28 protein-coding genes are annotated in these 25,768 nt (G+C 53.9%); 18 read left to right on the plus strand and 10 right to left on the minus strand.

Going from position 1 to position 25,768, the window contains the following annotated elements; all coding sequences use genetic code 11:
- The first annotated feature begins 349 nt into the window (after positions 1-349).
- From SACSAC_RS09055 to SACSAC_RS09085, 6 genes are all read left to right on the plus strand, one after another.
- The gene (locus SACSAC_RS09055; RefSeq protein WP_037285488.1) at positions 350-946 is read left to right on the plus strand and encodes an ANTAR domain-containing response regulator; all 597 of its coding nucleotides are present in this window, start codon (positions 350-352) and stop codon (positions 944-946) included.
- A 12-nt stretch (positions 947-958) separates the two neighbouring features.
- Positions 959-2,062, plus strand: a complete 1,104-nt coding sequence (locus SACSAC_RS09060; protein WP_037285491.1) for an anthranilate phosphoribosyltransferase — start codon at positions 959-961, stop codon at positions 2,060-2,062.
- A 124-nt stretch (positions 2,063-2,186) separates the two neighbouring features.
- Positions 2,187-2,501: an ArsR/SmtB family transcription factor gene (locus tag SACSAC_RS09065; protein ID WP_037292483.1), complete on the plus strand. Its 315-nt coding sequence runs from the start codon at positions 2,187-2,189 to the stop codon at positions 2,499-2,501.
- A 131-nt stretch (positions 2,502-2,632) separates the two neighbouring features.
- A complete protein-coding gene (locus SACSAC_RS09070; RefSeq protein ID WP_037285493.1) occupies positions 2,633-3,061 on the plus strand; it encodes a DMT family transporter in 429 nt (142 codons plus the stop codon).
- A 78-nt stretch (positions 3,062-3,139) separates the two neighbouring features.
- A protein-coding gene (locus SACSAC_RS27605; protein WP_156950979.1) for an IS630 family transposase occupies positions 3,140-4,263 on the plus strand; the annotation gives its coding sequence in 2 pieces (ribosomal slippage) (positions 3,140-3,563 and positions 3,563-4,263; 1,125 coding nt in all).
- A 207-nt stretch (positions 4,264-4,470) separates the two neighbouring features.
- Positions 4,471-4,941 carry a DMT family transporter gene (locus SACSAC_RS09085; RefSeq protein ID WP_037285497.1) on the plus strand — a complete coding sequence of 157 codons (471 nt, stop codon included), beginning with the start codon at positions 4,471-4,473 and terminating at the stop codon, positions 4,939-4,941.
- Between the two features lie 81 nt (positions 4,942-5,022).
- Here SACSAC_RS09085 and SACSAC_RS09090 read toward each other — a convergent pair whose 3' ends face one another.
- Entirely contained in the window at positions 5,023-5,715 is a 693-nt protein-coding gene (locus SACSAC_RS09090; RefSeq protein ID WP_051506998.1) for an SMI1/KNR4 family protein, read from the minus strand.
- Positions 5,716-6,075: 360 nt separating this feature from the next.
- On the opposite strand from SACSAC_RS09090, the gene SACSAC_RS09100 reads away from it, so the two are divergent.
- Genes SACSAC_RS09100 through SACSAC_RS09115 form a run of 4 tightly spaced genes read left to right on the plus strand, consistent with a single transcriptional unit; the run spans position 6,076 to position 10,139 of the window.
- Entirely contained in the window at positions 6,076-7,146 is a 1,071-nt protein-coding gene (locus SACSAC_RS09100) for a D-alanine--D-alanine ligase family protein (RefSeq protein WP_037285500.1), read from the plus strand.
- On the plus strand, positions 7,143-8,360 hold the full coding sequence (alr, locus tag SACSAC_RS09105; protein WP_037285502.1) for an alanine racemase: 1,218 nt from the start codon (positions 7,143-7,145) through the stop codon (positions 8,358-8,360). The genes SACSAC_RS09100 and alr overlap by 4 nt, the downstream gene beginning before the upstream one ends.
- The gene (locus tag SACSAC_RS09110; RefSeq protein WP_051506999.1) at positions 8,327-9,028 is read left to right on the plus strand and encodes a D-alanyl-D-alanine carboxypeptidase family protein; all 702 of its coding nucleotides are present in this window, start codon (positions 8,327-8,329) and stop codon (positions 9,026-9,028) included. The genes alr and SACSAC_RS09110 overlap by 34 nt, the downstream gene beginning before the upstream one ends.
- Complete coding sequence (locus tag SACSAC_RS09115) at positions 9,018-10,139, plus strand: acyltransferase family protein (RefSeq protein ID WP_051507000.1); 1,122 nt, start codon at positions 9,018-9,020, stop codon at positions 10,137-10,139. The genes SACSAC_RS09110 and SACSAC_RS09115 overlap by 11 nt, the downstream gene beginning before the upstream one ends.
- Before the next feature lie 24 nt (positions 10,140-10,163).
- On the opposite strand, the gene SACSAC_RS09120 is transcribed toward SACSAC_RS09115, so the two are convergent.
- Together SACSAC_RS09120 and SACSAC_RS09125 are read right to left on the minus strand one after the other, a co-directional pair.
- The gene (locus tag SACSAC_RS09120; RefSeq protein WP_245608731.1) at positions 10,164-11,345 is read right to left on the minus strand and encodes an AbrB family transcriptional regulator; all 1,182 of its coding nucleotides are present in this window, start codon (positions 11,343-11,345) and stop codon (positions 10,164-10,166) included.
- A 220-nt stretch (positions 11,346-11,565) separates the two neighbouring features.
- Positions 11,566-12,015: an SRPBCC family protein gene (locus SACSAC_RS09125; RefSeq protein ID WP_037285504.1), complete on the minus strand. Its 450-nt coding sequence runs from the start codon at positions 12,013-12,015 to the stop codon at positions 11,566-11,568.
- A 156-nt stretch (positions 12,016-12,171) separates the two neighbouring features.
- Between SACSAC_RS09125 and SACSAC_RS09130 the strand changes: the two genes are divergently transcribed.
- On the plus strand, positions 12,172-13,056 hold the full coding sequence (locus tag SACSAC_RS09130; protein WP_051507001.1) for an AraC family transcriptional regulator: 885 nt from the start codon (positions 12,172-12,174) through the stop codon (positions 13,054-13,056).
- Positions 13,057-13,060: 4 nt separating this feature from the next.
- On the opposite strand, the gene SACSAC_RS09135 is transcribed toward SACSAC_RS09130, so the two are convergent.
- Positions 13,061-14,497, minus strand: coding sequence for a Gfo/Idh/MocA family oxidoreductase (locus tag SACSAC_RS09135; protein WP_051507002.1), 1,437 nt, complete (start codon positions 14,495-14,497; stop codon positions 13,061-13,063).
- The gene (locus SACSAC_RS09140; protein ID WP_051507003.1) at positions 14,494-15,432 is read right to left on the minus strand and encodes a LysR family transcriptional regulator; all 939 of its coding nucleotides are present in this window, start codon (positions 15,430-15,432) and stop codon (positions 14,494-14,496) included. Before SACSAC_RS09140 ends, SACSAC_RS09135 begins: the two co-directional genes overlap by 4 nt.
- Before the next feature lie 173 nt (positions 15,433-15,605).
- On the opposite strand from SACSAC_RS09140, the gene SACSAC_RS09145 reads away from it, so the two are divergent.
- Positions 15,606-16,613 carry an alpha/beta fold hydrolase gene (locus tag SACSAC_RS09145; RefSeq protein ID WP_037285505.1) on the plus strand — a complete coding sequence of 336 codons (1,008 nt, stop codon included), beginning with the start codon at positions 15,606-15,608 and terminating at the stop codon, positions 16,611-16,613.
- Between the two features lie 116 nt (positions 16,614-16,729).
- Here the strand turns inward: SACSAC_RS09145 and SACSAC_RS09150 are convergent, their stop codons facing one another.
- On the minus strand, positions 16,730-17,272 hold the full coding sequence (locus tag SACSAC_RS09150; protein ID WP_037285507.1) for a GNAT family N-acetyltransferase: 543 nt from the start codon (positions 17,270-17,272) through the stop codon (positions 16,730-16,732).
- 124 nt (positions 17,273-17,396) lie between these two features.
- On the opposite strand from SACSAC_RS09150, the gene SACSAC_RS28635 reads away from it, so the two are divergent.
- The 3 genes from SACSAC_RS28635 (at position 17,397) to SACSAC_RS09160 (ending at position 18,772) form a co-directional block, all read left to right on the plus strand.
- Positions 17,397-17,708, plus strand: coding sequence for a LysR substrate-binding domain-containing protein (locus SACSAC_RS28635; protein WP_281175769.1), 312 nt, complete (start codon positions 17,397-17,399; stop codon positions 17,706-17,708).
- 149 nt (positions 17,709-17,857) lie between these two features.
- Positions 17,858-18,043 carry a helix-turn-helix domain-containing protein gene (locus SACSAC_RS28765; protein WP_084777987.1) on the plus strand — a complete coding sequence of 62 codons (186 nt, stop codon included), beginning with the start codon at positions 17,858-17,860 and terminating at the stop codon, positions 18,041-18,043.
- Positions 18,044-18,343: 300 nt separating this feature from the next.
- Positions 18,344-18,772 carry a hypothetical protein gene (locus SACSAC_RS09160; protein ID WP_037285511.1) on the plus strand — a complete coding sequence of 143 codons (429 nt, stop codon included), beginning with the start codon at positions 18,344-18,346 and terminating at the stop codon, positions 18,770-18,772.
- 132 nt (positions 18,773-18,904) lie between these two features.
- On the opposite strand, the gene SACSAC_RS09165 is transcribed toward SACSAC_RS09160, so the two are convergent.
- From SACSAC_RS09165 to SACSAC_RS09180, 4 genes are read right to left on the minus strand one after another with little or no spacing between them, the layout of a single operon-like run.
- Positions 18,905-19,678, minus strand: a complete 774-nt coding sequence (locus SACSAC_RS09165; RefSeq protein ID WP_037285512.1) for an ABC transporter permease — start codon at positions 19,676-19,678, stop codon at positions 18,905-18,907.
- Complete coding sequence (locus tag SACSAC_RS09170; protein ID WP_037285513.1) at positions 19,675-20,610, minus strand: ABC transporter ATP-binding protein; 936 nt, start codon at positions 20,608-20,610, stop codon at positions 19,675-19,677. Before SACSAC_RS09170 ends, SACSAC_RS09165 begins: the two co-directional genes overlap by 4 nt.
- A 45-nt stretch (positions 20,611-20,655) precedes the next feature.
- Complete coding sequence (locus SACSAC_RS26995) at positions 20,656-21,300, minus strand: CPBP family glutamic-type intramembrane protease (RefSeq protein WP_051507004.1); 645 nt, start codon at positions 21,298-21,300, stop codon at positions 20,656-20,658.
- 50 nt (positions 21,301-21,350) lie between these two features.
- The gene (locus SACSAC_RS09180) at positions 21,351-22,499 is read right to left on the minus strand and encodes a PdaC/SigV domain-containing protein (RefSeq protein ID WP_037285514.1); all 1,149 of its coding nucleotides are present in this window, start codon (positions 22,497-22,499) and stop codon (positions 21,351-21,353) included.
- Between the two features lie 714 nt (positions 22,500-23,213).
- Here SACSAC_RS09180 and SACSAC_RS27000 point away from each other — a divergent pair.
- From SACSAC_RS27000 to SACSAC_RS09195, 3 genes are all read left to right on the plus strand, one after another.
- On the plus strand, positions 23,214-24,335 hold the full coding sequence (locus SACSAC_RS27000; RefSeq protein ID WP_051507005.1) for a PdaC/SigV domain-containing protein: 1,122 nt from the start codon (positions 23,214-23,216) through the stop codon (positions 24,333-24,335).
- Positions 24,336-24,345: 10 nt separating this feature from the next.
- Positions 24,346-25,026: a class D sortase gene (locus tag SACSAC_RS09190; RefSeq protein WP_037285515.1), complete on the plus strand. Its 681-nt coding sequence runs from the start codon at positions 24,346-24,348 to the stop codon at positions 25,024-25,026.
- A gap of 27 nt (positions 25,027-25,053) precedes the next feature.
- A partial coding sequence (locus tag SACSAC_RS09195) for a hypothetical protein (protein ID WP_037285516.1) occupies positions 25,054-25,768 on the plus strand: 715 nt, incomplete at its 3' end.

Here is a 25,768-nt window from a genome sequence, read left to right on the forward strand (position 1 = left end):
ATCACCCGCTTCGGAAATCTTGCTTCTTCCGTTGCTGTTTAAGGTGAGCAGGCGCCATTGCCGCTTCAGTCGGACACATCTTTGTATCCGCGTCGTTTCTTGAGACCGACTATACCGGAATATCATTTATGTGTCAACAATTTTGACATTTAATTTTTGATAATTTAAAATAATCGACAAATCAACCCTTTTCATGTTATATAAATTAACACAAATAAATAATAGCGACAGGAGTCGTCGGCTGATTTTGGTTTGGCCTGTACGCTATCCGGAGTCGAGCGAGCGCTATCGGCGGTCGGCTCGCCCAACGCAATCAACGAACGGATTCTGAATATAAGGAGCGTCGTTCATGCACAGCTTACTGATCGTGCACCACTCTTCCGATCCGCCGACCGGCGCAGCGAAAACCGAAAGCGATCCTGCCCGGTTGCTCGGCGAATGCGGCTATATCATTGAATCGGCACATACCCGCGAAGAAGCATTCGAACGCGTAGGCGAAACCGATGCCGCCGTGCTGGCCCTTCCCATTACCGAAATGAACGACTGGGCGGGCGTGCTCATGTCGCGCAAAAACGTCCCTGTCCTCTGGTGGTGTACGGCAGAGACCGCTACGCTGTCCGTGTCCGCATGTGAAGACGACGTGCGGATCGACGGCGTTCTTTCCCCTCATATGAAGCCGTCCGAAATCCATTGGATTTTGCACTTCAGCTCCAGGCGATGCTACGAGCGGGTTCAGTGGGCCAAAGAACGGGAAAAGCTGCTCGCCCGGCTCGAAGAACGCAAATGGATCGATATGGCGAAAGGCATTTTGTCCAAAACGAAAAACATTTCCGAGTCCGAAGCGTATGATCTGCTGCGCAAGCAGGCCATGAACGAACGCAAGCGCATGGTCGACGTCGCTACATCCATCGTGAAAGTCTATCAGCTGCTGCATGAACCATCCTGAGGAGGCCCAGCCATGATCGATCTGTTAAAAGAAGTCGCCCGCGGCAAACGCGGCGCGCGGGACTTGAACTACGGGGAATCGTTGGAGGCCGCGGAAGCGATTCTCGGCGGGCGCTCCACTCCGGCCCAGACCGGAGCTTTTCTGATCGCGCAGCGGCTGAAATTGGAGAGCGCCGAGGAGTTGGAAGCGTTCGTGTCCGTAGCGAGGAGACAAGCTTACCGGGAATGCCGCAAGCCGGGCATCGATTTCGCGGGACCGTACGACGGCCGGCAAAAAACGTTCTGGGCTTCGCTGCCGACAGCCTTCGTCGTGGCGGCAGCCGGAGTTCCGGTTACGCTGCACGGTTCCGCGCCGCTGCCGCCGAAATACGGCGTCGTGCTGCATGATATCCTGCGCGCGGCCGGTATCGATCCGCTCGCGCTGAGCCGCGCGTCGGCGATCGCGGCAGCCGACATGAACACATCGGCAGGAGCGGACGGACATGGCGGCGTCCTGTTCGCCGACTCCGCCAAATGGTGCCCGCCGTTAGGAAAGTTGCACGACATCCGCGAGGAATTGGGCATGCGCACGCTGCTGAACACGGCTGAAAAGCTGATCGATTATTCCTGCTCGCCTTACCTCGTACTGAGCGTGTTCCATAATACGGTGATCGATCGGCTGGCGCGTCTGGTCACGCGGCTCGGCTATCGGAAAACGTTGATCGTGCAGGGCGTCGAAGGTTCGGAGGACGTGTTCATCCATCGGCCGACGCGTATCCATACGGTCGAAGACGGACACTGCGAATTGGATCTGCTCGATCCCGAAATGTACGGTCTGGACACGGAACTTCCCGACGATGAGTCCGCATGGACCGCGCGCAAGCAACTCGATATGCTTGAAGCGGTTCTGCAAGGCGGCGGACATATGGCGTATTATAATCAGACGCTGCTGAATACGGCGGTTCGCCTGCATTTGTCGGGAGCGGTCGGTTCGGTGGAGGAAGGGATCTACACGGCGAAGCCCCTCTTGGATAACGGAGCCGCATGGAAGGTTTACCTGACATGGAAAAAGGCGCTGCAGGAAGCCGCTCCGCTCGGCGAACCGGCGGAACGCGAGACCGCGGTTCGAAAAATTTGAAGCGTCAAACACTGTCGATCCGGCGCGGCTTGCGCAAAGTTCGGAACGGCTTCTATGCGAATCAGCCCAAGCCTCGATGCGTTCTGGGTTGACGTATCGGGAAATCTCGATATACAATATCGGTATGAAAACTATCGATATATTCAAAGCCTTATCCAACGAAACGCGGTTGAACATGCTGCTTTGGCTCAGAGAACCGGAAAAGCATTTCCCTGCGCAGGGCGCGCATATTCCGAAAGGCGTGAATTTCGCGGGCGGCGTATGCGTCGGCGATATTCAGGAGAAAGCCGGCTTGTCGCAATCCACGGTGTCCAGCTACCTGAACATGATGCAAAAAGCAGGATTGCTGGAGTCTTTCCGCCATGGGCAATGGACGTATTACCGCCGAAACGAAGCTTCGATTCAAGCCTTGGCCGAAGAAATCCGCACGAGTCTGTAAACCGCCGTCCGCGAGGGTTGTCCGGACGGCCGACTTTTGCGCGCACTTGCGAAAATCAGCGAAATCCGCATTTTTCAGGCCGATATATCGTTTTTTCTAGATATTTAATTATTGGAAAAAGGGGAAATTATATGCGCCCCGTTTACTATCTGCTGGCTCTTCTAGCCGGTGCCGCCCTCAGCTTCGAAGGGGCGATTTACGCCGAACTCGGCAAGTCGATCGGCCAAGTCGAGACGAGCTTTTACAATTTTGCGGCGGGCACCATCATCGTCGGCCTGCTGTGGCTGTTTTTCGGAAAAGGAGAAATATCGCAGATCAAGCGCGCGCCCAAGTGGTCGCTGCTCGGCGGTCTGCTCGGCGTCGTCTATCTGACTTCGATCGTGATCAGCGTGCCTTTCGTCGGCGTAGGCGTCACGATGGTCGCGGTCATTATCGGCCAGATGGTCATGAGCATGGTCATCGAACATTACGGCTGGCTCGGCAGCGAACCGACGCCGGTCAACAAAGAAAAAATACTCGCGGTCGTCGCCATGACCGCCGCGCTGCTGCTTATCAACTAGTACTGCGTATCCATAGAAATTAATAGTTGAAGTCTTAAAAGCCGATAAATCTAATCAAACAGATTTGAGGTGCTGAAGATGCAAAAAAGATGGGTTGTCGAATTAAGCCAAGATGAACGGACACAACTTGAACAATTGATTCAAACCGGTAAAGTTGCCGGTTATAAAATCAGACACGCTCACATGCTACTCCAAGCCGACGAAAGCGAACGGGGTCCTTGCTGGTCAGATACCCAAATTGCTGAAGCTTATCATACGAGTGTCACTACTGTTCGGAATTTACGAAAACGATTGGTCGAAAAAGGCTTTGAAACCGCGTTGGAGCGCGAAAAACAAACGAATCGCAAGATCAAGTTCGATGGAGACACGGAAGCCAAATTGATTGCTCTAGCTTGTAGCGAAGCTCCCGAAGGCTACAGCAAATGGTCGGTTCGACTGCTCGCCAATCGAATGGTTGAATGTGAAATCGTGGATGAGATTTCGCCGATGACTGTTCAACGAATGCTAAAAAAAATCAACTTAAGCCTTGGCTGAAGAAGCAGTGGTGCATCCCGGAAGCCTCTGGCGAATTTGTGGCTCACATGGAGGACGTTCTGGACGTATACCGACGTTCCTATGATCTCAAACGTCCGGTGATCTGTTTAGACGAAACGAATCGACAGCTCACTTTGGAAATTCGGCCTTCCACGCCAGCCGCGCCGGGTTCGCCAAAGCGAGTTGATTATGAATACAAGCGAAATGGCGTTGTGAATCTATTCATGATGTTTGCTCCACTTGAAGCCAAGCGCTATGTACGCGTGAGTGACCACCGTAAACGCGTCGATTTTGCCGCGTGTATTCAGGAGCTCGTGGACGTCCATTATCCCGATGCAGAGCGAATTGTTCTGGTCATGGATAACTTGAACACGCATAGTTTGGGTTCGCTCTATGAAGCTTTTGAGCCTGCCGAAGCCAAACGTCTGGCAAGCAAACTGGAGATTCATTACACGCCTAAACATGGAAGTTGGTTAAACATGGCTGAAATCGAAATTGGCGTATTAAGTCGACAAGCATTGTCCGGTTATGTCGAGACCAAGGCCGATATGATCTCGCGTATAGCCGCTTGGCAATCTGACCGAAATGCCGCACAGGCGACTGTAGATTGGCGATTTACCACCCAAGACGCCCGAATCCGACTCAAACGATTGTACCCTAAAATTTAAGTGATACAGAGTACTAGGGCGTGTACGCAAACTTCGAAGGCAGCAGATTTGGCTGAATTTTCGATCTATGCAAGGAACGATTTCGAAGGCGTGCCGGGGCACGTCGAGAAATTGTGACGCGGCAGAGGACGAAAAGACAGGCAAAGATGCACTTCAGTAAGTTTGCGTACACGAACTAAAACCTTATCAACATTAAAGGAGGCCTTTATGGGATCATTCATGATTTTGTTTACCCTGCTCGGCGGCATTACGCTCAGCGCGCAGTCTTCCATCAACGGAACATTGGGCCGAAAAGCCGGTTCGCTCGAAACGACGCTGCTTACATTCGTAACCGGCACGCTGTTTTTGGCGCTTTATCTCCTGTTTTTCGGAAACGGAAATCTGGGCGCTTTGTTCGACGCGCCGAAGTGGCAGCTCAGCGCGGCTTTTCTGGGCACGGTCTATCTGCTGTTGACCGTGATCGCCGTGCCGAAAATCGGCGTGATCGCGGCCAATATCGCAGGAATCGCGGGGCAGCTCGTCGCCGGCATGCTGATCGACCACTTCGGTTGGTTCAACAGCCTGGAAATTCATCTCGACGGCAAGCGAATATTGGCGCTCGGATTCATGGCGCTGGCGCTTTATTTGATTTATAGAGGGAATAAACGCTCTGCGGCTCAAGCCGAAGCGGCGGCGTAACGCGAAGCAACCTCAAACCGCATGAAAAAGGACTGTCCCGCCGCCGCTCTTCGGCTTTCGGACAGTCCTTTTTGCTTTGTTTCAAACAACCGGAACTTCTTCCCCGCCCAACAAAATCGCCTTCATGTCCTCGAACGAATCGGCGATCTGCCTGACGTGCGGCTCTACGTTCTTCCGCATCGACACGCCGTCCTCGCCGAGATTGAACAGATCGTCGTGCAGGATCCAGATCACCGGACAGTCTCCGTCTTCGCCTTTTTGCTTCAAATCGAAGCAAATCGGCCCCTGGCCGTCTTCGCCGATCGCGAACGGCAGATAACCTGCCGCGATCAGCGGACCCCAATCTTCCGCAGCGTTGCGCTCCAGCTCCGCAAGCCCGGTTTGCGTATCGAGTGCCGGAAGCGTGAAAAATATGCACCCGCCGACATACCCTCCCCGACCGTCGCCCATCCCCGCGGACGTCCAGCTTACCAGATGGTACGCTTGCAGCAGCGCGCGAAAGCCCGGAGGAAAAGCCGCGCGCAACCTAGCTTCCAGCGCATTGAGCGCTTCGCCGGAGATCGTCGACGGAACCGGCTTCCAGAACTTCCACTCGCCGTCGTCTTCGTCTTGAAGCTCTTCCGGAACCTCGCGCTCCGTATCCAGCATGTCTGCCGGGATATTGTCCCCCAAGTCGTAAAACAGCATCCGGAACCGCTCGTTTCCGTAACGTGCGTCGATTCTTCGGCGGATGTCCTCGATCTCCGCGACAAATTTCTTTTCCCGTTCGTCCATTTTTGCTTTTCCCCTTTCCTGTCCAGCCCGCGGCTGCGAAAAATTCCGCGGCCGCAGGGTTTACGCTTTCTGTTCCAACTTTAACAGACGTACGGCTTGCGGAAAAGACTGACGAAACCGACGCGCGCTTCAAGCCTTAGCAGGCGTTTTGCGCCGGAAAAGCCGAATTTCTTTTTCCGTATTTTTTTGCCACCCTTCGGTCTTTGGCTGCATCTAAACAACAGATCGGATTTTCGGTTTTCCGTAATCGCTCGCGGACGAAATTTCGGAAAGGCGATATAAATTTCGGCGTTGCCCCGTCTTTTCGTGTACCCGGGGCAAGAATCGAACATCCAGAATAACCGAAGGAGCTGAACCCCCATGATCGTTTACGTTCTGTACGGAGGCCAATCGCCCGAGCATAAAGTGTCGCTGAAAACGGCGGCCACGGTGCTGAAGGCGCTGAATACGCAAAAGCACGAGGTTTATCCGATTTACATTTCCCGCGAAGGTCTATGGACCGGACTGGGCCGGATGCCGGAAGACGGATTGAACGAGGAAAACCTGATGCCCGTATCCCGACACGCCGACGCGGCTTCTTCGCTCGGCGAAGTCCTGAAGGCCGAATTTTCTTTTGCCGGCGAAAAAGTCGCCCTGCCGCTGCTGCACGGAGCCAACGGCGAAGACGGCACGGTGCAGGGACTGCTGGAACTGCTCGGCATTCCTTACGTCGGCAACGGCGTCCTGTCGGCGGCCATGACGCTGGACAAAGACGTGACCCACCGGCTCGCCGGACTCGCCGGCATCCGGCAAACGGCATACGAGATCGTCACGCGCCGCGAATGGGAAGAAGATCAAGCGGGCGTGATGAGTCGCCTGAAGAAGCGCGGCCTTCTGCCGGGCTACGTCAAGCCGGCGACGCTCGGCTCCTCGATCGGCATCAGCCGCTGCGAAGACGAGGCCGCGCTGGAAGCCGGCATCGAAGAGGCGCTGCGCCACGACGTCAAGCTCGTGATCGAGCGGGAAGTTCCCGGCCGCGAGATTCAAGTCGCGGTCATGGGCAACGACCGCCCGCAAGCTTCGCTGCCGGGCGAGTTCCTCCACGGCGTGAAGTTTTTCGACTTCCGCGCCAAATACGCCGATCCGACGCTTCGCATGTCGATTCCGGCCGAGATCCCGGCTGCGGCCGCCGAAGAGATCCGTGAATCGGCAATCCGCGCTTATGAAGCGCTTTGCTGCTCGGGACTGGCGCGGGTGGACTTTTTCCTCGGCGAAGACGGACGGGTCTACCTGAACGAGATCAACGCGCTGCCGGGCTTTACCGGCACCAGCATGTATCCCGTCATGTGGGAGCGCACGGACGGTACGACCCACGCGGCTCTGATCGAAAAGCTGATGGACTACGCGCTGGAGCGCGGCCGCACGCGAGCAGCCGTCGGCGGCGCGCGATGAGCGCCGCGTACCGCGATACCCGGGCGGACGTCGATACGGCGGCGATTCGGCGCAACCTGTCGAAGATTCGCCGCCGCTTCCCCGCTTCGGTTCGACTGATGGCGGTCGTCAAAGCTGACGGCTACGGGCACGGCGCGATCGAGAGCGCCGAGGCAGCCCTAGCGGCCGGCGCCGACATGCTCGGCGTCGCGCTGCTCGAAGAAGCCGTCGAACTTCGCGAGCGCGGCATCCGGCTGCCGATCCTGGTATTGGCGCCGGTTCCGCCGCGTTACGCGGAACTCGCGGCCGCGCTGGATATCCGGCTGACCGTCACGGAAGCCGATTGGTTCCGGCAGCGCGAAGAGTTTCGACGGCAGTCGGGCGCGCCGCGCGGCGGCGGAACCCGAACGCCGAACGGCCCTCCGCTGCGCGTGCACGTCAAGCTCGATACCGGTCTCGGCCGGATCGGACTGAGAACCCGGGAGGAATGGGAGCAGATCGTTCCCTGGTTGAAAAGGGAAGACGTCGTCGCGGAAGGGCTGTTCACCCATTTCGCGACGGCGGGTTGGGCGGATGCGTCGTTCGTTAAGAAGCAATACGAACGCTTCATACGCATGACGGAATGGGCGCGTTCATCCGGGATTCACTCTGCACTTTTGCATTGCTGCGGGAGCGCGTCGTCGCTGCGATTTCCGGAAATGTCGCTCGATATGATACGGATCGGCGCGGCCGCTTACGGCTTCTACCCTTCCGCGCTCGCTCCCCAATGGGAGCTGGAGCCCGCGCTGACGCTGCGCAGCGCGTTGATCCAGGCCAAGCGGGTATCTGCCGGAGACACGATCGGCTACGACCGCGCCTATACGGCGCGGGGCGAGGAATGGATCGGTACCGTCCCGATCGGCTACGCCGACGGATGGTCGCAGATCATGCAGGGCGGTGAAGTGCTCGTCGGCGGCAGACGCGCCAAGATCGTCGGCCGGATCGGCATGGACCAACTGACCGTCCGGCTGCCGGGCCCTTGCCGGGCCGGCGACCCGGTCGTCCTGATCGGCAGCCAGGGCGGCGAAAAGATCTCCTGCGCGGAAGCCGCGTCGCGCGCCGGCATCGTCCCGCAGGAAATCACCGCCTCCTTGACCGGAAGAATGCAGAGAAACTACGAACCGGAATTCGGCAGCGAAGCTTTGACGAAGGAGGAATACGCATGGAAACCGAAACAAAACGTCTTGCGAAGATAAACGGGTATAGCAACGAAATGAAGGAGCAGCCGAATCCGGTGCATCAACCGGAATCCGCCCCTGTCCTGGTCAACCGGCACCATCCCTGGACCGAAAGCCCCGAGGATACGGAAAGCCGGCTTGCTCCGGTAAGCACCTTTGCGGACATCCAGGCGCTGGACGCCGATATCCGCCTTGAACGAACCTGCCTGGAAAGGCTGGACGCGCTGCTGGACGCCGTCGGCGGCAAAAACGGCATCGTCGTCGTCAGCGGTTACCGCGACCTGGCCGAACAGACGGAGATTTATTATTCTTCGCTGCGGGAAAACGGCGCGGCATACACCGCCAAATTCGTGGCGCTGCCGGGATGCAGCGAACATCATACCGGATTGGCCGTGGACGTCGGTTCGGCGGCGGGCGGATTGGACTTTATCGCGCCGGAATTTCCGGACGACGGCGCCTGCGGCGCGTTCAAAGCGAGAGCGGCCGAATTCGGCTTCGTCCAGCGCTACAAAGCGCACAAAGAGTATCTGACCGGCATTTCCTGCGAACCGTGGCATTTCCGTTACGTCGGCGCGCCGCATGCCGCGATCATGGAAGAGCGCGACCTGTGCCTCGAGGAATATGTCGAGATTCTGCGGCAGGAGCGCGCGAAAGCCGGGCACGGCGAGGCTTCCTATGGGAACTGATCGGTCCGCGGCACGATCCTCCCGGAATATCGGCGGCACGGATTGGCTGAAATTCATGGCCGCGCTGCTCGTGATCGCCAACCACACGTCTCCGCTGGCGAGCGTCAGCCCGCAGGCCGACTTTTGGGTCGCCGGGCTGATCTCGAGGGTAGCCGTGCCGATCTTCTTTATCGGGTCCGGATTTTTCCTGTTCCGAAAATTCGCCGACGACGCTTCCGCGAACCGCTCCGCCGTCGTTCGCTACACGAACAAGATCGCACTGCTGTACGGATTGTCGATTCTGATCTATCTGCCGCTCAACGCGTACAAAGGCGATTTCGCGCAGGGCTTCCACGTCGGCTCCGTTCTGCGGGATATCGTGCTGGACGGCACCTTTTACCATCTGTGGTTTTTCCCGGCGCTTTGGATCGGCGTCTGGTTGATTTATTTCCTGAGCCGTCTGCCTTCGATGGCTTGGGCTTGGACGGCCGCGATCGCTTTGTACGCGTTCGGCCTGCTGGGCGACGGCTATTACGGCTTCGCCGCAAACACCCTGCATCTGAAACCGGCCTATGATGCGCTTTACGCCTGGATGGATTATACGCGCAACGGCCTGTTTTTCGCGCCGCTGCCTATTTTGGCAGGCGCGACGTTAGCCCGGCGGGGCCTGCCGAAGTCCGCGCCTTCGCGCTCCGCCGGAATTCGGCTCGGCGCAGCGGCGATCATCGCTCTGCTTCTGCTGATCGCCGAAGGCGAATGGCTGCGCGGCCTCGACCTGCCCCGGCACGGCAGCCTGTACCTGCTATCGATTCCTGCCGCCTTCCTGCTGTTCCTTTGGTCGACGACCTGGAACATGCGCGGTTCCAAGCCTCTTCGCGCTTGGAGAACGTGGATTTACATTTTGCATCCTTGGGCGATCGTCCTGGTGCGCGGCGCCGCCGAAGCCGTAAACGGCGAACGGCTGCTGATCGCGAACAGCCCGGTACATTACGTTGCCGTCTGCCTAGCGTCGATCGCGCTGTCCGCGCTCGCGGCTGCCGCGATGGGCAAAGCGGGGAAAATTCGCTTGTTCGCGCATGCCAAAAAGCGCGGAGAAGATTCTTCCTCCGCGCCTTCGCGACGAATTTTCTGAACTTTTGCGCCGAGTCCGCGTTTTCTATCGCCGACCTGCGTTTCCGTCGGCTCCGCGTCTCCGCACCTTCCCTTCTCCAGATTCAGGAGAAACTTCCGCCTTCCTTTCGGATCTCCGATCCGTATAATTGAACAATAATCGCAGCAGGGAAGGAATGGCAAAGAAAATGAAAAACGTTCGAAACAGCTGATACCCCGACACGATGGACAGATCCGCGCCGATCGAATGGGCAATGACTCCCATCTGATCCATGCCGCCCGGCGCGAGACTCAGCAATGCCGTCGGCGCCGTCACGGGCTGCAAACGCGTTAACAACACGGTCAAGCCGAAAGAACCGGCAATCAACAGCACTCCGCTGAGCAGGGACAGCGATAACGTGCGGACTTTGTTTTGAATCCGGGCAGGCTTGAGCAAGGTTCCGACGTAGGTTCCAAGCGCCAACTGTGCCGCAGCCGTCAGTGCGTGAGGCAGTTCCGGCGCATGGAAGCCCGTCGCTTGCAGCAGCGCGGCGCCGAATGCCGGACAGAGAAGGAACGCCGTCGGAAACCGTACTTTTTTCCCCAGCAAAGCCAGTCCTACGCATAACGGTCCGTATACGAAAATATTCGGGAACAAGCCGCTCCACGGGATCGCTTCTGTCGCCGACACCGCTGTCGCTTCTCCTGCCTGACCCGCGAACAGCGGACTGTAGATCATCAGCGGAATACCGACGATAATCAGCAGCAGCCGCATCACCTGGTTGACCGTGACCAGCGTCAGATCGACGCCTTTCGTTTCCTCCGCCAATACGACCATCTGCGACAATCCGCCGGGTACGCTGCCGAGCAGCGATGTTTTGAAGTCCGTGCCGGACAATTTGCCGATCACGAACGAGATACCCGCACATAATAATAGAAGCAAAAAAGTCATCAGGATCATATACGGCACCTGTGTCCCCATACGCCGCAAAGCTTCGCCCGTCAGCGCAAGTCCGATCGTATAGCCGATCAGGATGAGCGCTCCGTTACGCAGCGGCGACGGCCAGGCGTAAAGATTCTTTTTCAGTACGTTGGAACCGATCAGAGACGCGAGCATCGGCCCGAGCAGCCAGGGAACCGGCAGGTTCAACGCTTGGAACAATAAAGCGCCCGCCACCGAGATCAACGCCGCTATGCACATTCGCAGCCACGTCGGAGCCGTATTCCCCGTTGTTTGCTTATCCATCATACTCACTCATTAGGCATGCCTCGTTTCTTGTGAAACCGTTTGTGTCCGAAAAGTCCGTCCTTCCATTATAAGCCCAGATGCAAGTGGATAAAAATCACGATTTTGAATAACCGCTATCGATAATCTTTTTAGAGAGTCCGCGCATGCGCATAGGAACGCCGAAAAGCCCGGCCGATGGCCGAGCTTCCCTGTTCATTCGTATTGCTTCAAACTTTGCCTTTTACCAACCGAAGTCGAGCGTTTTGCCCGTCTCGCACCAGGTCTTGATCGAACTGACCACCATCGGCCAAGCTCCTTTTGCGTTATCTACGGCGGGATGGTTCTCGCTCCACTCGTCGTTGACCAGCGTCAGCTTAGTAGTCGTGCCCGCCTCTTCCAACTCGAACGTCACCCGACTCGTAAGCTCGGCATGCCGCTCGCGGTAAGACGGGCCCGGATGTTCGAGATAGGCCAACTTTTTCCCGGGCTCATAAGCTTGAATAGTTCCGTACACGTGCACCGTCGCATCGCCCTCGCTGCCCGGACCGACATACTCGAACGGAGCGCCGACTTCAAACGAAGACTTCAACTCCGATCCGAAAAAGGCGACCTTCGTCCCTTCCGGCGATACCAGCGCTTCCCAGACCTTCTCCGGCTTGGCATCGATATAAATCGCGTATTCCAGTTTCATGATTGAACCTCCCTGTAATGGATTCGAATACCGCTTTTCTTGGATGACCGTCTCGCGTCGATGCGGCTTCCGTGTTACAATCAGCTTAACTTAAGGAACGTATATTCGCATTGTAAAAACGCGACAGCGATTTAAATAAAAAAACCGGAGGATCGTATGGATCACTTTCCTGAAAATGAACGGGCAAAAGATTATGCGTCGACGCGAACCCACGCTCCGCGCTCCCCTTTTTTCGATTCGTCCGAACCCCGCCTCGGCGTGCTCAATCCCGAGATCGGCAAAGATCATTTTCGGCTGCTTCGTTACGGTCCCGCGCCGGAACTTGCGAACTTCGTCCGCCATTATTGGACCGTCGAGTGGGATCTGAGCGGGGCGAAGCCGTATCAGCAAGAAGTCGTGCCGAATCCTTGCGTCAATCTCGTCATCGAGCCGGGACGTACCGCTGGTTATATGCCGTCGACCTCACGCTTTGCCTATCTGCTTCAAGGAAAAGGCAAAGTGTTCGGCGTCAAGTTCCGGCCCGGCGGCTTTTACCCTTTTTACCGAGAATCGCTGTCGGAATTGGAGGGACGTCCGCTTCCGGTCGATCGCTTCCTGAACACGACGGCCGAATCGCTGGAACAAGCGTTGCATACGCAGGATAACGCCGCATTATGCGAACTTCTCGACCGGCTGCTGCTGGATGCTTGTCCGGAAAAGGATGCGGAGACGCAGCTGCTGCATCGGATCACCGCTGCCATTGCCAACGAGCGGGAACTGACGAAGGTCGACGCGTTATGCGAATCGATCGATATGGAAAAACGCACGCTGCAACGTCTGTTCAGTCGCCGAATCGGACTCAGCCCCAAATGGGTCATTCGGCTGCATCGTCTGCAAGAAGCCGCCGAAGCCTTGGATCGTGGCAGCGCGCAAGGCACGGGATCTAAACTTCTGCATCTGTCGCACGACCTGGGCTACCACGATCAAGCGCATTTTATCAAAGACTTCAAAGCCGTGATCGGCGTAACGCCGGAAGCTTATGCGTCCGGAGCAAGGGGATGAAGGATCAGATCGTGGCACACGGAAACGCGGGAACCTGTCGGTTCAGCACTTTGCTTAACGCGCGAATCACCAGCTCATGATCCCGTCCTTCGCGCAAGCCGCTTAAGGAGAGCGTCGCCGCCCATTCCCCGCTCGCGCGAATCGGGAAAGCGCCGCCTGACGGAACGAAGTGCGGCATATTCGCCATTTCTTCGCTCCATTTTCCGTTCAGCTCGTGATCGACGTGCATCCATACGCTGGAATGTCCCGTCGACAGGGCCGCCCTGCGTTTCCCTTCCATGTAACCGATATTGCGCGCGGCTTTGCTGTCCATGACGTATTGGAAAATGACCAGCCCGTCGCTCTCCCGGAAGATCGAAACGGCAATCTCGCGGTCATATTCCTTCGCCAATTCCACGATCGTATTTCCCAACTCCAAGGCTTCCTTCGATCCGAACGCCTCATATTGTAGAAGCTCCTCCTGCTCGGCCAATACCTCCAGACACTCCGGCGTATACGTCAGTCCCGCGCGAACCGCGTCGAGAATTTCGGCGCAGCGCAAAGAAGCGGATAACGGCATAATATCGCTCTCGGTACGTCCCTGCTGCAAACACTTCGCAAAATGATGCACTTCGCTGTAAAAATCATCGATCTCGTACGGAACATTCACCTGCTCGGGCTCTTGTCCGTCCCGGTAAACGGTCATGCTCACCGGACGATGGAGATCCTGAACGACGATGCGCCCGTTCTCGCCTTGCAGCACGGCAACGCGTTCTTTTTGCCGATCGAATGCGCATTCCAGTCTGGCTTTTACGTCGCCGGCATGCAGCTTGGCATCGATGTAGTAATCGACGGAATCCTGCTGATTGGCGGCGACGGTTTCCAATGTAAGGCTGCCGGCGGAAAAATCTTCGATCCAGCTTGCGCAGTATGTACCGACATCCAGCAGCGAACCGCCGTGACCGGGCTGCATATGGTAGGTGTTCAGACCTTGCGGCATTTCGTTGCACAGGCTGGCATAGATCGAAGTGATTTTGCCGATCTCGCCCGTATTCACTCTGCGCCGGAGTTCGCGGTAAAGCGGCACGAACCGCTGCTTCATCGCTTCCATAAACAGCACGTTGCGGCTCCGGGCCGCTTCGGAGATATCCTGCATCTCTTGGAGATTGAGCGATGCCGGTTTTTCGCACAGGACGGCTTTTCCCGCATGGATGGCTTTAATCGCCCATTCATGATGCAGCTGGTGCGGCAGCGCCAGATAGATCGCATCAATATCGGGATCAGCCAATAGCTCTTCGTGCGACAGATAGAGCTTGTCGGCCGGATGCTTGTCGGTAAACGTCTTCAGCTTATTCTCGTCGCGCCCGCTAATTGCGTGCAGCGTACTATTCGGCTCATGCCCCACGGCAGCGGCAAATCGATGAGCGATATTGCCCGCGCCGAGAATTCCCCATTTGATCATGAAATCCACTCCTTCGCGATGGTTGTCGTCTTGATTGTACCATCTCGCCGCTCACCCAGCATTTCTCTCGAAACTTCCATGAACGAGGCAATAACGGGCGAAAGCCATTTGTCTTTATGCCATAACATCTGCGTGCGGACGCGAAGATGAGAGGTGTCCAGCGGCAGAGTCACGAGCTCTCCGCGCAGCAGTTCGGCCTGCACGACGATCTCCGGCAAAAAAGCGATCCCGATCCCCGAAACGGCGCACTGCTTGATCGCTTCGGCGCTTTGAAATTCCAGATACGTGATATCGTCGACGCCTTCTTTTTCGAAAGAACGGTCGAACAGCGTCCGGTACGGGCAGCCTTTTTCGTTCGTCAGGAATACTTCGCCGCGAAAATCGTGCGGAGACAGCGACGCGCTCGCGGCCAGCGGATAATCGGGAGCGGCGAACAAGCGGAAATGCTCGTCGATTAGCGGCTCTACCGCCAATCCGTTCGAGCGTACTTCTTCGTCCAAGACGTACACCAGATCCGCGGTTCCTTCAAACAGCGCCTGCTTCAGCTCACCGTTCGGCACGGAACGGAAGATCAGGCGCACGCCGGGATGCAGCGAACGGAATTTGCGAAAAACGGCCGGAAGCCGATACGCGCAAATGACTTCGTTGGCGCTGACCGTCAACGTACCGCTCAACCCTGCGCCGCCCTGCACGTCGCCGCGCGCTTCGTCCAGCTTTTCGAACACGCCCCGGACATGGTTCAAAAAGCGCCTGCCCGCTTCGGTCAGCACCAGCTGCTTGCCCAAACGGTCGAACAACGGGACGCCGAGTTCTTCTTCCAGCGCTTTGATCTGCATCGTGACGTTGGACGGCACGTAATTGAGCGCTTCGGCGGCACGCGTGAAATTCAAAGTGTAAGCGACCGTGCGAAACGTGTTCAACTGCCGGAGTTCCATAGCGTTCCGTCTCCTTTTATCTTCATTTTATTTGAGTATAGAGTTCAATTACGTTCACTTTTATTGAACATGCAACAGCTCTATACTACCACTGGAAGACGCGCCGGGCCTACTCGCGGAGATCATGCCGTCCACGTGCCCGACCGTTTTATCATGAAAGGAGCGATACCTAAATGGACTACGAGATTTTCAATCTGGGCGACGCGAAGCTGCAATCGGGAACGACGCTGCCGGGCGCTTTTCTCGCTTATAAGACTTACGGACGTTTGAACGAGGAAAAAGATAACGTCATTGTGTATCCGACCGCTTTCGGCGATACGCATGCGCAGAACGAATGGCTGATCGGCAGCGGGAAGGCGCTTGATCCGGACAAGTATTTCATCATCGTGCCGAATTTGTTGGGAAACGGGCTGTCTTCTTCGCCGAGCAATATGCCCGCGCCGTACGACCGGTCCCGTTTTCCTCGGGTCAGCGTCTACGACAACGTGGCTTTTCAATACCGGCTGATCCGCGAAAAATTCGGCATCGACCGGATCGCGCTCGTCGTCGGCTGGTCGCTGGGCGGCATTCAAGCGTTCCAATGGGGAGCCAGCTATCCGGAAACGGTACAGCGAATCGCGCCGTTTGCCGGAATCGCAAAGCCGTGGCCGCATACGTTCGTGGTGCTGGACAGCTTGAAAGCCGCGCTGCTCGCCTCCGTCGGCTTCGATCCCGGCAGAACGGACGACTTGACCTCCTCGGATATGCGCGCCGTCGGCAAGGTGTATGCGGGGTGGGGACTGTCGCATGCTTTTTACCGGGAAAAGATGTACGGGCAGATGGGCTTTGACTCGTTGGAATCTTTCGTGAGCGGCGTGTGGGAAAACAGCTTTATGAACATGGACCCGCATAACGTGCTGGCGATGCTGGCGACGGGGCAAAGCGCGGATATCAGCGATAACGGGATGTACGGAGGAGACTTCGACCTTGCGCTGCGGAGCATCACGGCCCGCGCCTGCCTCATGCCGGGAAGCACGGATTTGTTTTGCCGGGCGGAAGACAATGAATATGAAGTTGCGCGAATGCCGAATGCCGTTTGCAGCCCGATTGTATCGGATTGGGGGCATTTCGCGGGGCGGGGAATCAATCAGGAGGATAATGCGTTTATCGACGGGCAGTTGAAGTCTTTATTGGAGTCTTAAGCAGAAAGATGCGCGGCAGATTAAACGCGCATCGGCTAAACATCCATGCAAAAACCGCCGTTGAAGGCTTTGGGCCCGCGGCGGTTTTTCGTGTGCGGTTCGCCGGCCGATTCTTCTCAAGACTCTCGGCGGCTCGACCATTCTTTTTTCAGCAGCGCGTACAGGAACGTATTCTCGTATTTCGGCGTCCCGTCTTCGTTTGTCGTGAACGAAACGAATTCCTTCATGCAACCTTCTTGGCGCATGCCGAGCTTCTCGCACAGCTTTTGGGATCTGAAATTGTTATCCTCGACGTAGGCGTACAATCTTCTCGCTTCTTTTTCCTCGAACAAATGATGCAGCAGCGCTTCCGCGCTCTCCCTCGCCAGCCCTTTGCCTTCGTAAGCCGCGTTGAAATTCCAGCCGATGCTGAACGTATCCGGTTCTTCTTTCATGCAGAACAGTTCGCCGATCAGCATATTGTCTTCTTTGAGCGCGACCGCAATCTGGGAGTCGTCTTCGCTTCGCTTGCGGACTTCCGTCAAAGCTTCTTCCGGCGTATTGATCCGGCCGTCCAAAAAGCAGTTTACTCGGGGAGCAGACATGTAGGCGAGCAGTCCGGGAGCGTCCGACTCGGAGAAATTGCGCAGGATCAAGCGATTCGTTTCGATATTTTTCATGGGCTCGTTCACTTCCTTCTATTTAAAATAATAAGCATGGGTTCAAAAACTGCGGTTTTCGCTTCCCGAAGACTCGGCTTCGTTTAGCGACGTTCGGGCTTTCTGCTTCAAGTGTAACGGAAGGTTGTGTTTTCGGTATGTTTTTTATCGGGATGTCAGATCCAAATATCGTTGGCCGCGGTGCGGTCCGATTCCGTATCGCCGGTATTTAATACCCCTTTCGGCGCCGAGCGGACTGCTGCGGATCGGCGCAATGGAATCGACGGCCTCTACGCATCTGCCGCTTATTTTCGCGCGCTACCATGAGCGCTTTCCCGAAGTGGAATTAAGCATGCGCATGACGCCTACCGCGGATCAGATCGAAGATATCTTCACATACAAAGCGGACGGCGCGTTCGTGGACGGACCTGTTTTGCATCCCGAAATCGTCGAATAACCGGTGCTGGAAGACCCTTACCGGATGGTGCCTACGGTGTTTATCCGGCGTCGGGATACGTACAGGACGGCCGCGCTTTCGCGGTTTATGAAGGAGGCGGGAATCGTCGTGTTTTGAAAAGCGGGTGCAGCGAACATACCTCTTACTAAATGGAATATGTAACGGAGTATCGGCTATCTATGGCTACGATCATACTGATCATTACGGAACGGACAGTCTCCGACATTGCTTCTTCTTGCGGTTTTTCTACACTCAGCTGCTTTTGCAAAGTGTTTCGGGAGCAGTGCGGCGTATCGCCTAAAAAATACAGAAAACAAACCTGTGCTAAGGTGTAAAGGTTAGAGCAACAGATCCGAATAGTGCCTTCAAACCTAATAAAGCAAAAAATTAGAGACTGTTCATACTCTACAAATTCGCAATTAAATAGTGCGAACATGAAGAACCCTAAGCTAAGATCGTTAATGAGGCTTAGGGTTCTTTTATATACTATTCAAAAAAGCATGCTTTTTAGTACAAAAAAACTTGCCACATATTTTAGGTACTTTTGTGTCCACAATTTAGATTAGCGTTTTCTAGAAACTCGATTTTGTTTACGTCATACGTGTTAAACTAGTCGAAAAAGGAGACCGTTCACCATGAAGCAGACAACAATAACCCGAATCAAAATCTGCAATGCTGCTTTGTTTTTCATTAGTTGGATGGCTATTATTGCTAGTCTCTCGTCTTGGCCTCCGCAGGCAGGAATTTATTGGATGTTCCTTTTGATTTTAATTTTATCCGTCTTTCTTTACATTTACCTTCAAGAGTTTTTACTCGAAATGATTAACCGTTCTTCCGGATTATTCCGAAGAAATGTATTCGTATTCGTCTTTATTGGAGTCAGCATCAGCTTGTTGTCTGCAGTCGTTTTAATCAATATTGGCCCCGAAGTGGTGCCTTTCGATATTCTCGTTTGGGTAGGGTTTCTGTTTCTGCTGGCTCTTATGAATGGAATGATCTTTTACATATTCAACAAGATTATCGTATATCGATTTAGCAAGCGTCAGAATGGTCCGGCAAAATAACGTTTGCGACGGACCGGCGGCGATTGAATAAAAAGGCAGCCGTGCATGAATTTCATGCCTGACTGCCTTTTTATTGTAAGCCTGCAGCATTCGATCACGCAGCTGCGCAAATTGTATCTCTTCGATAAAACGTTATCCGGCAACGTCGCGCTTACGAAATACGTAAGCGGCAATGAACAGAAAAGCCACGAAGTATACTGCCAGTACCGTAAGCGAAAAGCTCAAAGACGTGACTCCGTATCTTCCTAGCGGACTGCCCGTGTATTGATCCAGATCCATATTTACGAATAGCAAATATTTGCCAATCGCATATTTTTCGGGACTGACGAGACTGGTCACAACGCTACCCATAAACTCGAAAATGACCGTCAATGCCAAAGCCAGCATGCTGCTGCGGAACACGGCCGAAATCGCGAACGCGATCGTCGTGTACAGCAGACCGTCCACCATAGTGTAGATAACGCTGAGCCAAATACCTTGAGCTTGAATTGCCGTCGGCGCGCTTCCTGCCACTCCCGTTCCGAGCAGCACGTAGGAAACCAGCAAACCGATGCCGAAGAACGCAACACTGACGGCAAGCAGGAACAGAAGAACGGCAATGAACTTGGAAGCCAATATTTTGATTCGGCTCCACGGCCGAATCAACAGCAGTTTGATCGTACCGCCCGTGAACTCGCTCGCAACCGACTCGGCGGCAATAACAGCCGAGAAGATGATAGGCAGGAAATTGAAGTACATCAATATCCCGACTCCCCCCCATACACCCATATCTCCTCCACCTTGTGCGGCAATGAATGATGGAATGCCGATCGCAAGTACAATCAGGATGCCCAATAAAATCCAGGTGCGCTTCCGAATATAAATCTTAATATTTTCATTGTGTACAAGCTTCAGGAAATTCATCATGACTTAACGCCTCCCGTTACTTCCAGGAATTGATCTTCGAGGGACCGCTTCAGCACACGTATACCGGAGACCGGAATTCCCGCTTCAACCAACCTTGCATTAATTTTGGCGATGTCCGAATGTTCGATCCGAATGACAAGATGGCCGCCTTTCGCTTCTCCGGCACCGAGCTTTTGAACGGCGATTGCAGCGTCGCCGACTTCGAATTCGACCTCGACTTCGGTTTTTTCGGTACCTTCTCCCGTATCGCCCTGCACCTTCTGAACCTCGATCAATTTGCCGTTTTGGATGATTGCGACTCTGTCGCACATCAATTCCATTTCCGTAAGCAGGTGACTCGATACGAATACGGCGGTTCCTTCTTTATGAGCCAACGCCCGCAGGTAGTCGCGCAGCTCCCGTATGCCCTGCGGATCGAGCCCATTTGTCGGTTCGTCGAGAATCAGCAGCTTTGGACGGTGCAAAATCGCTTGAGCCACGCCGAGACGCTGCCGCATGCCGAGCGAATACGTGCGCACTTTATCTTGAATGCGTTCGGTCAAGCCCACGAATGCGACAACCTCGTCGATGCGCTCTTTGGAGACGTTCGAACGCATTCTCGCATACTGCATCAGATTGCCGTATCCGCTCATGTAACTGTACAATTCCGGATTTTCGACGATCGCGCCGACCGATTCGATCGCGTTTTCGAAGTCTGTCGTAATGCTCTTGCCGCAGATCTGAATATCGCCCGTGCTCATAGAGATCAAGCCGACCAGCATCCGAATTGTGGTCGTTTTGCCCGCTCCGTTCGGCCCGAGAAACCCGAATACTTCGCCGGGCTGCACGTCCAACGTCAGATTGTCCACGAGTGTTTTGCCGCCAATGATTTTACTGACTTCTCGAAAACGAACGACGGGCCCTGCACTGCTCTTTGCATCTGTCTGATTCATCTTCAATCCTCCGTTCTGAAAATCCTTCTTCTTCTGAACACTCGCTTAACGTAAGGACATCGCGATGGAAACGAACAGCAGCGTAACCACATCGTAAGCCCAGTGCGCGGTGCCGTTGACCAGCAGATTGCGATTGCTCTTATACCAGAGGTAAGTGAAAGGAAGACGAATCATCCCGATTACGATTACCGCCTGCCATACGTTCCAGTCGTACGTGCTCAAGTGGAGGGCACCGAAAATCAGTGAGCTCATTAACGCCGCTATGATCAGACCGGTTCTGTTTTTAGGCAGAAACTTTTCGAAAATAGTCAGCAGAACGACCACCAACATTTCCTCGCCGAACAAAAATCCGATCATCATAAATGCCATAGCCAGATTGAGAGACCCGGACGAGGCCGGGTTCGCGGATACGGCAAAACCGAACAGATGCGTACCGATAAAAGCCAGTACGGCTCCGATTGCAAACGTCGCGATCATTGCCAGTGGGATCATGCCGACTTCTTTCAGACGCATAGGACGGATAAGGGTGCGAAGATTGCCGCCCAGCAGCCAATATCCGATCAGACCGGCGACCAGCAGGTATACGCAGGATAAATTCCCTCCGACCCCTTCGACCAAGCCGTAAAACCCGAGTGCCAATAAAGCTAATGAAATCAAACTGGTCATCCAATTTACTTGTTTGATTGCCATGATAATTCCCTGCTTTCTACGTTCTTTTTTTCACTTGCTTCTTTTTACACCTACATACGGTAAGCATCGAGCGGGTTGCTGTTATTTTTCAAAAGCTGCTGCCACGAGAACGAGAATTCGAGCACGTTTAGAGCGGAAGGAGCACTGCTGCCAAGAGGCACAAGGATCGTTACGCCGCTGCTGTTCAGATAGAAATGATCCAGATAAGAAGTCGTGCCTTGCGTCCAGGATTTGAAGTTTTCCAGCGTATACCCTTTTGCGGCGGCATCGCGTTTGACTTGGGACTCGATCAATCCTTTAACAGTGGAATCGGCCTGTTTGTTCGACTGCAATAGATCGCCCAAAGTTATCGTCTTCCCGTCTTTCAATGAAAAAGTCATCCCTGTTTGCCCACTGGTGCCGTTTGCTCCTCCCAAGTATGTGTAATTCCCGAGCAGGAAGCTGACGACGCCATCTTTATTGAACGTGACTTGATAATCGGTATAAAACTCGTACGTATCGCCCTTCGCCGGACCGTTCGATTTAGCGATTGCGGCTTCGGCCGTTTTCAGGAACTGCTGTGCCTGGCCTTTCAGCGCGGCGTTGATTGCCTGCTCGGATTCGTTTTTTTCGAGACCAGATACGACCGGATAGACGATGTTGACCTTGGTCGATCCATTCGCAAGCGTGGACGAAAGCTTTCCGGCCGCGATCGACAGATCATTTTGTCCTTCGCTGCTCAACGTCACGCTTCCTGAGGCCATATTGGTAGAGACCTCGTAACCGAACGGTACGGCCAGTGCATCTACAGCGATATAACTGACGCCTTTGATGATTTTGGCTTCGTAACGTTCTCCGATGCTGCTTCCATTGAGCTTGACGACGACGCTGTCGCTATCAAGCGCATAAATCGCTTTGTTGGTTCCCTGGCTGAGCGTCACGACACGGGTTTTGGCGTCGTACGTCATCTTCGCTCCGGCGGCTGCGGCTGCGGCGCGCAGGGAAACCAGCGGCATACCGTTCGATCCGGCAAGCGCCTTGACGGTTTTACCGTCGATTTTGACGCTCGAGACGTTGTTCGAGATGACTACAGCTTCGGCGGCATAGGCCGAAGAAGTCAAAGGCATCATAGCGATCGTTCCGACGGAAGCAAGACTAAGTGACAGAAGCACGGCGGATACCTTTTGGAGATTTCGACTTTTCATCATTTCATTGTTCATTTTCTTCACTCCTTAAGATATATGATTGTGTAATTTCCAACAAATGGATTTATTCACCAACGAGTATACACCGATCGGCTTCATAAGCAAACTAAAATTTTCTGCCGATTCTATCGATCTCCACCCATAACATGGATTACATCTGGTTGTTCAGTTATACGAAAAGATTTATAGATGCAGGCCAAACATCTATATTGTGTTTCATTTCACAACAATGATCATTGTGTTTCTGCAAATCCGATCTGCATGGAAAGCATAACTCTGAAAATCGATCATTTATTTACAATCGCAATAAAATAAAGTTACAAAACAGTCTATACAGGCTTTGTTTTAAAGCTTTTTTCGCACTTCCCTTTATTTTTCTATTTGATTGCGCGCTCAAAGAAAGCCAAGCCTCATTTGCGTACATCCAATCAGCCATAAGAAAAAATCGAAGGTAAACAAAATGTTTTTATTCGCGAAAACAGATAAAGTCCAGGATACAGAGTTTCAAATCAAGTCTTTTCTCCATAACAACAAGGCTCGTTTAAAAAGAGAAACCGACCAGCGAAAATCGCTTTATCGATAAAAAGCGTTGAAGGAGCAAGTTTTTATGCTGTGGTCAGGCCGAATTCTACGATATTGTAACTATATTTTGTTTTTCTGTAAATCAATCATTTTGTTTCAGCAGTATATTGGGAATGTGAAATACAGTTCAAACGAGGAGTGTTAAAAATGAATGCTACTGTAAAAAGAGTAAACAAGTTCAACCTGCTGTCCGCTATCGTCCTGTCCACGGGTATTGCCGCCGGAATGACCGCTATCGTTCCTTCTTCTACTATTTATGCCGCTGCTTCGACGACTGCCGCTCAAACGCACTCAAATGTACAGGTCGAAGGCCATACCGTCAAAACGGACGCAGGGAGAAACGGAAGTCTTTTGATTCCGATCAAAGATGCAGCCAAAGCAGCAGGAATCAAAGTTTCCGTAAACCCCAAAACGAAAGCCATGACCCTTACCCAAGCCGCTAATCGGGCCGTCTTCGAAATGGACAGCGATAGCGTCGTCGTGAAACTGAACGGCAGCAGCATCGGCGACCGGTACGAAGCGCAAAAAATCGGCGGCGTCGATTATGTGGACGCTCAAGCCTTCGCTGTACCGTTCGGGTATCAGGTCCGCGTGGAGCGCGAATCCGGGGCTGTATTAATCGATCGCAACGAAGCCAACGAAATTACCGTAACAGCCGCCAAGCTGCAGACGCCGCTGTCGAAAGGTTCGACAACAATCAATATCGTCTATCCGATCGTCTCCGGTCTGGGCAATGCCAAAAATGAACAGGCGATCAATGCCGCACTGAAAGCTCATGCCCAGCAGTTCCTGAATACGGCCAAAAGCCAAATCGGCAAATCGCACGGTCCTGCCAAAGGGGAGACTTACGAGTTCTATAGCACCTACAAAATCACGTACAATCAGAACGGTTATCTCAGTTTCATGCTTGACGATTACACTTCTCTCGGCGGTGCACACGGAAAAAGCGCCAAAACAGGCATGACGTTCACGCTCGGCAACGGGAAAGCGGCCAAGTTCACCCAACTGGCGAAAGACGAGAAAAATGCGGAAAAAATCGTGAAGAAAATGATCGAAGGCCAGATTCGAACAGACGCAGGCAGCAAAAGCTACACACTGCAAGACTTCAGAAAATGGACCCAGGGAACGAAGTCCTTTACCGACAACTTTTGCATGACTTACGACGGCGTAACGATCCTGGTTCCTTTGAACAATACGGCTCCTTCCGCGTTAAACGTCTTGGAATTCCAGCTTCCGGGCCTTCACCTGTTGAAAAGCGATTTGCAATAATCCGTTAAACATGACAAAACAAAAAAAGATTCGACTGCTCTCCCTGCTGCTGATCTTGGCAGGGCTTGCAGTGATCCTGTATCCGGCTGCCGATCGTTGGTCGGCTGACCGGACTACACAAAACATGTTGGCGCAGGCGGAAGAACAAGCGGTTCCTTCCCCGTTATCGGTTCAGCGAATATCGACGGCAGGGCCGCCGCCTTCCGCGCATGGTCAAAATCAGTCCAAGCTTTCCATATCGTCGATTGAACAAGATTCCGGCGAATCATCGATAGCCGAAAAAGTCCTTCCGCAAAACTCGATACTCGGCATTATAAAGATTGATAAAATCAATGTCTGTCTTCCCATTGTAGAAGGCTCGACACGGGAAAATATGCGCAGTGCCGCTGCGCATATCAGCGGTACAGCCTTACCCGGTGCTGTCGGAAACACGGCTATTGCCGCTCATAGAGCACATAAACCGGGCCGTTTGTTCAACAGACTTGGTGAAATGAATATTGGAGATGCGATTCAAATTCAGACAGGCGATCGAAATTTAACCTACTATGTGAATAAAATAACAAGAGTAGCACCTACGGATGTTTCCGTACTTAACGCTGACATGATTCATAAAGAACTCACTTTGATCACTTGCGATCCGTTAGTCAATCCAACGCACCGGCTTATCGTACATGCCGTTATGGAGAAATAAAAGCTCTTAACAAATGGAGGAAGCATCATGAATAAAGTAATCAGAATTTCTACTGCAGCGGCTCTGGCCTGCGCTTTCGGATTGGGTTACGCGAATTTGGAGACGCATGCGGAAAGCGCTGCGCCGCAAACTTTCATCATACGCCCCGAAATTTATGCGCCTCAAAGAATCGAGAACCTCGATCGACAGCAGATTGACAACCTGCCGGTGACAACCATCGTGACGAAAGAAGCGCCCCAGCCTCAAAGAATCGAGAACCTCGATCGACAGCAGATTGACAACCTGCCGGTGACAACCATCGTGACGAAAGAAGCGCCCCAGCCTCAAAGAATCGAGAACCTCGATCGGCAGCAGATCGACAACCTGCCGGTGACAACCATCGTGACGAAAGAAGCGCCCCAGCCTCAAAGAATCGAGAACCTCGATCGGCAGCAGATTGACAACCTGCCGGTGACAACCATCGTGACGAAAGAAGCGCCCCAGCCTCAAAGAATCGAGAATCTCGATCGGCAGCAGATCGACAACCTGCCGGTGACAACCATTGTGACGAAAGAAGCGCCCCAGCCTCAAAGAATCGAGAACCTCGATCGGCAGCAGATCGACAACCTGCCGGTGACAACCATCGTGACGAAAGAAGCGCCCCAGCCTCAAAGAATCGAGAACCTCGATCGGCAGCAGATTGACAACCTGCCGGTGACAACCATCGTGACGAAAGAAGCGCCCCAGCCTCAAAGAATCGAGA

This window comes from Saccharibacillus sacchari DSM 19268 (assembly GCF_000585395.1).
Taxonomy (GTDB): Bacteria; Bacillota; Bacilli; order Paenibacillales; family Paenibacillaceae; genus Saccharibacillus; species Saccharibacillus sacchari.